This window comes from Methylobacterium sp. Leaf85 (assembly GCF_001422125.1).
GTDB lineage: Bacteria > Pseudomonadota > Alphaproteobacteria > Rhizobiales > Beijerinckiaceae > Methylobacterium > Methylobacterium bullatum.
This window is the reverse complement of sequence record NZ_LMME01000029.1, coordinates 1-6,601: the sequence shown is the minus strand read 5'-3', so window position 1 is coordinate 6,601 and position 6,601 is coordinate 1. Positions and strand designations below refer to the sequence as shown.

The 6,601-nt window shown below is 67.3% G+C and carries 7 protein-coding genes and 1 pseudogene; 5 read left to right on the top strand and 3 right to left on the bottom strand.

The features are described 5' to 3' along the window. The 3 genes and pseudogenes from ASF08_RS14880 to ASF08_RS14870 form a co-directional block, all read right to left on the bottom strand. Positions 1–210: pseudogene (locus ASF08_RS14880) on the bottom strand (PhnA-like protein); the annotation flags it as partial. An 89-nt stretch (positions 211–299) separates the two neighbouring features. Further along, positions 300–809, bottom strand: a complete 510-nt coding sequence (locus ASF08_RS14875; RefSeq protein ID WP_056146700.1) for a CsbD family protein — start codon at positions 807–809, stop codon at positions 300–302. A 337-nt stretch (positions 810–1,146) separates the two neighbouring features. Then, on the bottom strand, positions 1,147–2,604 hold the full coding sequence (locus ASF08_RS14870) for a helix-turn-helix transcriptional regulator (RefSeq protein WP_056146696.1): 1,458 nt from the start codon (positions 2,602–2,604) through the stop codon (positions 1,147–1,149). A 636-nt stretch (positions 2,605–3,240) separates the two neighbouring features. On the opposite strand from ASF08_RS14870, the gene ASF08_RS14865 reads away from it, so the two are divergent. The 5 genes from ASF08_RS14865 to ASF08_RS24200 form a co-directional block, all read left to right on the top strand. Continuing rightward, entirely contained in the window at positions 3,241–3,831 is a 591-nt protein-coding gene (locus ASF08_RS14865; RefSeq protein ID WP_244474546.1) for an RNA polymerase sigma factor, read from the top strand. Beyond that, a complete protein-coding gene (locus ASF08_RS14860; RefSeq protein ID WP_056146694.1) occupies positions 3,824–4,516 on the top strand; it encodes an NrsF family protein in 693 nt (230 codons plus the stop codon). Before ASF08_RS14865 ends, ASF08_RS14860 begins: the two co-directional genes overlap by 8 nt. 97 nt (positions 4,517–4,613) lie before the next feature. Further along, positions 4,614–5,612, top strand: coding sequence for a glycosyltransferase family 2 protein (locus ASF08_RS14855; protein WP_056146692.1), 999 nt, complete (start codon positions 4,614–4,616; stop codon positions 5,610–5,612). After that, positions 5,609–6,292: a class I SAM-dependent methyltransferase gene (locus ASF08_RS14850; protein ID WP_056146690.1), complete on the top strand. Its 684-nt coding sequence runs from the start codon at positions 5,609–5,611 to the stop codon at positions 6,290–6,292. Before ASF08_RS14855 ends, ASF08_RS14850 begins: the two co-directional genes overlap by 4 nt. Positions 6,293–6,482: 190 nt before the next feature. Continuing rightward, on the top strand, positions 6,483–6,601 hold a 119-nt coding region (locus ASF08_RS24200; RefSeq protein ID WP_244474518.1), incomplete at its 3' end, for a GTP-binding protein.

Sequence of the window (6,601 nt, the reverse complement as noted above, 5' to 3'; positions counted from 1 at the left end):
CGACAGGGTCGAGGCGGCCGGGTTGTCGGCGGCGTTCGCTCCGACGCTGGACAGGCCGATGCCGACGCCGACCATGTTGAGGACGACCTGGGTCACCAGSGCSGTGACCGCGCCGGCGAAGATCGCGCCCCAGGACACCTGGTTCAGCAGGACGGTGCGGGTATCACCGGCGACGATCGGCGACGTCGGGATGCTGGAGGAAGAAGACACGTGGCAGAGCTCCGGGGTCGTCGGTAGTCCGAAGAATTCGGTAGTCCGAGCGGGGGAAGATGAAGGGGGAGGGGTGGCGCGGCGGACGTTCAGTCGCGGCCGTGGATGAGAAGACCGATGCCGTAGCCGAGGAGGCCAGCCACGAGCAGGGCGGCCACCGGGTGCTCGGCGACCTGATGGGTCACCTCGCTGCCACCCTGGCGCAGATACCGGCCACCGTTCTCATAGGCGTCATCGGCGTAGTCGTAAGCCTCGCGGCCGGCATTGCGGACGGATCGCTCCGCGCGCTCATAGGTGTCGCCCGCCGCGTCCTGCGCCTGGCGTGCGCGGGCCTTGATCTCGCGTCCGTCGGACCCGGCGACATCGTCGACGGCGTCGCGGATGCGTCCGCCGACATCGCGGGCAGCGTCAGCGGCGTAGTCTGCGGCGTCGCCGACGGCGTCCTTCGCCCGTCCATAGAGGTTCTCGGCCGTGCCCTGGACTTCGCGCGCCCGGCCCTCGACCGAGTTGCGGTTCGAACCGGTCAGGTCGCCGACCGCGCCCTGGATCTTGCCGCCGAGTTCTTTCGCGGCCCCGGTGATCCGATTGGTATCGACCATGATGTTCACTCCTGTATCTGTAAAATCTCGACCGGACGATGTCCGGCGCCGTCAGCCTCACCCTAAGTCTCGGAAACGCTCTTGGGTTTCACTGTGGACTTCGGTAGTTTTTGCTGAGATCGTCCTTCGCTCACCGCGTTTTGATCACCGATCAGCTTGCCGACGGCTTCTTATACCGAGCCATTGAGCGTTTCAGCCGCGATTGCGGACTTGAAAACGCTCATGAATCGCTTCGAATACCGGATCGGCCTGACACCATGTCTTGCAGCTCAGCACCTCAGTTGGCGCCTGCCGACCACCGATCAATGATGCATTCGTACTGGTAGAGCGATTTTATTTAACCGGCAGAGCCCGCAGGAAAGCCATTGTTGCGCCCCCAGACGATGGCCTCGGATCGCTTGTGCACGCCCAGTTTCCGGTAGAGGGCGGCGGCATGATTCCGGACCGTGTTGCGCGACAGGGTCAGGCGCTTGGCGATGGCATCGTCACCGAGCCCCGAACAGATGAGATCGAGAATCTGCCGCTCGCGGACCGTCATGTTCGGCGAGACGGAATCCTTGTGCTCGCCGCCCGGCCGACGCAGGTTGGCGAGCTTGTCGATGAGCCCCCGGCTGAACCAGGAGGTATCGGCCATGACGGTCTCGATGGCCTCGAACAGGTCACGCTCGCCGCGCTTGCGCTCGGTGATGTCCTGCAGGACGAGGAGTGCGTAGATGTCGTCCCCGATCTCGACCCGCTCGGCGGAGACGAGACAATCGAGGCTGGTCCCATCCTCGTGCTGCAGGCAGACTTCGAGCCCGAGGACGTAGCCGGTCATGGCCACGGCACTCTCGAACTTCTCGCGGGCCGCATCGTGGACCCAGAGCCCGAGTTCCGCCGGTGAGCGCCCGGCGACAGTCTCGGCGGAATGGCCGAAGACTCGGGTGAAGGCCTCGTTCACCCCGGTGATGGCGAAAGAGTTCGCCCGCGCGAGCACCGTCGGCACGGGGGTGAGGCTGAAGGCCTTCGCGAAGCGCTCCTCGCTCTGACGCAAGGCCATCTCGGCCTTCCGACGCAATTCGAGATCGGCGAAGGTGAAGAGCATGCACGGCTCTTCGCCAAACTCCATCGGCTGGCCGGCGACGATGACGTGGCGCACGCCGCCATCGGGCAGATCGAGACAGGCTTCCATCTGCGGGATGGTGCCGCCTTCGTTCAGGCGCGAGATGGCCAGATCCCGGCTGCGGGCGCCCGCCAGGACATCGACCTCGTAGACGCTGCGGCCGATGACGGCATCGCGGGTGTACCCCGTCATCTCGAGGAAGCCGAGATTCACCTTGACGTGTCGCAGGTCCGCGAGCCGGCAGATCACCGCCGGGGCCGGATTCGCGTTGAACGTCTTCTCGAAGCGGTCCTCGGCCTCGAACTGATCCGAGACGTCCTTGAGAATCAGTGCGAGGCAACTGGGATTGCCGTCGCGATCGGTGGCCACGAGGCTGCGCAAGGAATGGACGAAGGTGACGTCCGGCTCGTCGGTGCGCGTGACCTCCACGACCACGTCGTGGAACGTCTCACCCGCAACGACGCGCTCGATCGGGTATTGATTGGGCGTGCGGTTGTTGCGGTAGCGCAGGGAGAAGCGCTCGCGATAGACGTCGACGGTCTCTCCGAGCTCGTTCACGGATTCCGCCCCGTGCATCGCCAGGGCCGCCTCGTTGGCATAGGCGATGGTCTGGTCCGGCTCGACCAGGATCACGCCCTCGCTGAGGCCGGCGATGATCTGCCGGAGTTCGTACCTGTCGACGCCGAGTGTCACTGTGGCTCCAATAGCTTCATGGACCGGGCCACGGCCCAGCCTTCAACCAATGCGTGGGCGGTCAGTTCCAGGTTCACTCGGGAAGAGCCTGGTATATCTGAGTGGTCCACAGGACTGTCATGGAGCGGACAGGGAAGTACCCATGCAAGGGGCACCCTTGGTGCGCCGGAGGCCTGTCTACTCTTGCAAAGATCGACATTTGTATTTTCGCATCGGAGCAGTCTCGTCGAAGAGACGCATCGGCGGACAGGCATCGAAGAACCGGTCGTCCCCTCGTCTTTCCTCGACCTGACAAACCCATCGCTCCCGTCGGATTTCGGAGGTGCGTCGGCCCAATGATCGGATTCCGGTCCGGGACGCGTAACCGGGGGAGGGCGATCACCGAAATCCTTCTCATGGCCGCCGCAGAACCCGGTGCCACGACGAAGGACCGCGTCCCATGAGCTTTCTCGCCCACACCGTGTCCGTCGTCCCTTGCCGCCGATGCCACGGGCGCGGACTCACGGGCGAAGGGCGGTGTGGCCAAGCCCGCGGCGACGACTTAGGGTCTCGTCCGTGAGCCTGGCGCAGGCGGCGCATTCGGGCCGCCTGTCCGTCCTGCAGGCTCGGCCTGCCGATTCCGGAAGCATCGCGACCATGCCCGCACGATCGATGGCATCGTCCGGCGAGGCCTCGCTGTCGGCCGCGATGCAGGCGGCTCAGAACGGCGATGCCGCAGCCTACCGTGCGCTCCTGCGCGACTGCGTTCCCGTCGTTTCCGCGATGGCGAGGTCCAAGGGTGTCCAGGGCACGGGCATCGACGACGTGGTTCAGGAGACCCTGCTGACGATCCACCAGGCGCGGGCGAGCTACGACCCCGCCCGGCCTTTCCTGCCCTGGCTCCGTGCCATCGCCCACCGGCGCGCCATCGATGCCCTGCGCCAGGGCAGCCGCCGGCCGCGCGAGGTCGACGACGCGATCGCCTACGAGACACGCGCCGACGATGGCCCCCTGCCGGGGCACGATCTGGATGAGCGCGACCGTCGCCGGGCCTTGGTCCAGGCCGTCGCCCATCTTCCCCCGGGGCAGCGCGAAGCGATCGAGCACATCGCCCTGCGCGAGCTCTCGCTCGACGAGGCCTCCCTCCTCACCGGGAGGACCAAGACGGCGCTGAAGGTCAATTTCCATCGAGCCCTCAAGGCGCTGCGTGCCTCTCTCTCATCCGGCAAGGAGGGTTCGGATGTCTGATCCCGCCAGACACGAACGTCTCGTCGAGGAACTGGCCCGGTCGCTCGCGCCGATCCGCCCGCTGCCCGGGCCGGGATGGCGGGCCTTCGCCTGGATCTCCGCCGTGCTCGGCCTGGGTATTCTCCTTCTGCCCCTGTCGGATGCCGCCGCCATGCAAGCGCGTCTCGGCGTTCCGGATCTTCGCTATGCCGCGCTCGGCGCGATCCTGACGAGCGTGGCTGCGGCCTTCGCCGCCTTCCAGAGCAGCGTGCCGGGCCGCAGCCGGGCCTGGGCCCTGCTGCCGATCCCGCCCCTCGTCCTGTGGCTCGGCGTCAGCGGGCTCGGCTGCCTGCGGGCCTGGCTCGCTCCGGCTTCGAATCTCGCCGAAGCCGGGGAGATGCGCGGCTGCTTCGTCTTTCTGATGGGCGTCTCGCTGCCGCTCTCGGTCCTGCTGGTCACGATGCTGCGCCGGGCCTGCCCGTTGAACCCCGGACTCACGGCGGCCTTGGGGGGGCTCGCGGTCGCGGCGGCCGCGGCGGCGCTTCTGGTGCCGTTCCATCCTCACGACGCCACCGCGACGGATCTCGCCGTGCATCTCGTGGCCGTCCTCATCGTGGTCGGCCTCAACGGGCTCTTCGGCGGCCGCTTCCTCGAGGGAACGACCGACCGACGCTCCGCCGCCACGGCCGTGGATACCGATCCGTAGGCGGGCAGGAGGCGTCTCGCGCCGCCCGGTTAGAATGGCCTTAATCATGCGGCGCTAGACTTCCGCCGACCGGACCTTCCGTCCGCCGGCGACACGCATGACCGTGACATCTCCCTCGGCGCAGATCGGCACGCCGACCTACAGCCTCGTCGTTCCCGTCTTCAACGAGGAGGTCGTGCTGCCGGTGCTGCTGCACCGCCTCGACCAGCTCCTCGCCAAGCTCGACGGGCCGGCGGAGGTGATCATCGTCGATGACGGCAGCACCGACATGACGGGCATCGTCGCCGCCGGCCGCGCCAAGGACGATCCGCGCTATCGCTATCTCGCCCTGTCGCGGAATTTCGGTCATCAGGTCGCCATCACCGCCGGGATGGAGCGCGCCGCGGGCGCCGCCGTCGTGGTGATGGATGCCGACCTTCAGGACCCGCCGGAGGTCGTCCTCGAGCTCGCCGCCAAATGGCGCGAGGGCTACGAGATCGTCTATGCGAGGCGCCTGAGCCGGGAGGGCGAGAGCCGCTTCAAGCGCTGGACCGCCGGCCTGTTCTACCGCCTCATCCGGGCGCTCACCGCCATCGACATCCCGGCCGACGTGGGCGATTTCCGCCTCGTCGACCGCAAGGCCCTCGACGCCTTCCTCGCCATGCCCGAACGCGACCGGTTCGTGCGCGGCATGTTCAGCTGGATGGGCTTCCGCCAGACCGCCGTGCCGTTCCACCGTCTCTCGCGGACCCTGGGCCAGACCAAATACGGCTGGTCGAAGATGCTGCGGCTCGCCTTCGACGGCATCGTCGGCTTCTCCGACATCCCTCTCCGCTTCGCCCTCTGGGCCGGCACGGGGGTGTCCCTCTTCGCGCTGGCTTACGGATTCTACATCGCCGTGCGCGCCCTCTACGACCCGGCCCTGGTCAGTGGATGGGCCTCCATCGTCGTCCTCGTCTCGTTCCTGGCCGGCATGAACCTGCTGATGACCGGCATCGTCGGCCTCTATGTCGGACGCATCCATACCGAGGTGAAGAAGCGCCCCCTCTACGTGGTCGGCCGGGCGGTGGGGTTCCCGGAGGACGAGCAGGACGCGACATCGAGGATTGCGGCATGACCAGCGCCTTCGACGCGTACCGCACGAGCTACGATGCGGTCGTCCAGGATTCCATCGCCTTTTCCGGGCTCGGACACGGCTTCTTCCTGGACGCGAAGGCCGATCTGCTCGCGGACGTATTCGGCCGGCATTTCGGGACCTCCCGCCCGTCGCTCCTCGATGTCGGCTGCGGCGTCGGCCTCCTCCATCGCCGCCTTGCCGGCATCGTCTCGGGGATGGCCGGCACCGATCCTTCGCCGGAATCCGTGGCCCGTGCGGAGAGCGAGAACCCCGGCAACCGCTACCGCCTCCAGGAGGGCGGCACCTTGCCCTTCGAGGACCGAGCGTTCGACGCGACGCTGGCCGTCTGCGTCTTCCATCACGTCCCCGTCGCGGAGCGTCCCGGCCTGCTGGCCGATATGCGGCGCGTCACCCGCCCGGGCGGGCTCGTGGCGATCATCGAGCACAACCCGTGGAACCCGCTGACGCGCCTCGCGGTGTCGCGCTGTCCCTTCGATCACGACGCCGTCCTGCTCGGCGCCCGCGAGACCCGGGCGCTCCTCGCGGAACGAGGGCTGCGGGACATTCGCAGCCGACACTTCCTGGCCTTCCCGTTCCGGCGGGGATGGGTGCCCGGTGTCGAGAAGGCCATCGGCCGGATACCGCTCGGCGCGCAGTTCCTGGCCTGCGGGACGGTTTGACCCCGCATCGAAGACGGGAGCCGGACCTTGGCCGGACGACCACGCCGCAGGCTCGATTCGGCCTCCACAATCATCATCCCTTGATCATCTGACGCCGAGCCTCTATCCGGGCGGCGTCTTTCGCCCGGCTCGACACCTCGAGCGCCGCCCTGGGCGACCGCTCATGTGACTTTGTTTTAGGAATGTGACGATGGCCAAAGAGAAGTTTGCTCGCACCAAGCCGCACTGCAACATCGGCACGATCGGTCACGTCGACCACGGCAAGACGTCGCTGACGGCGGCGATCACGAAGGTCCTGGCGGAGTCGGG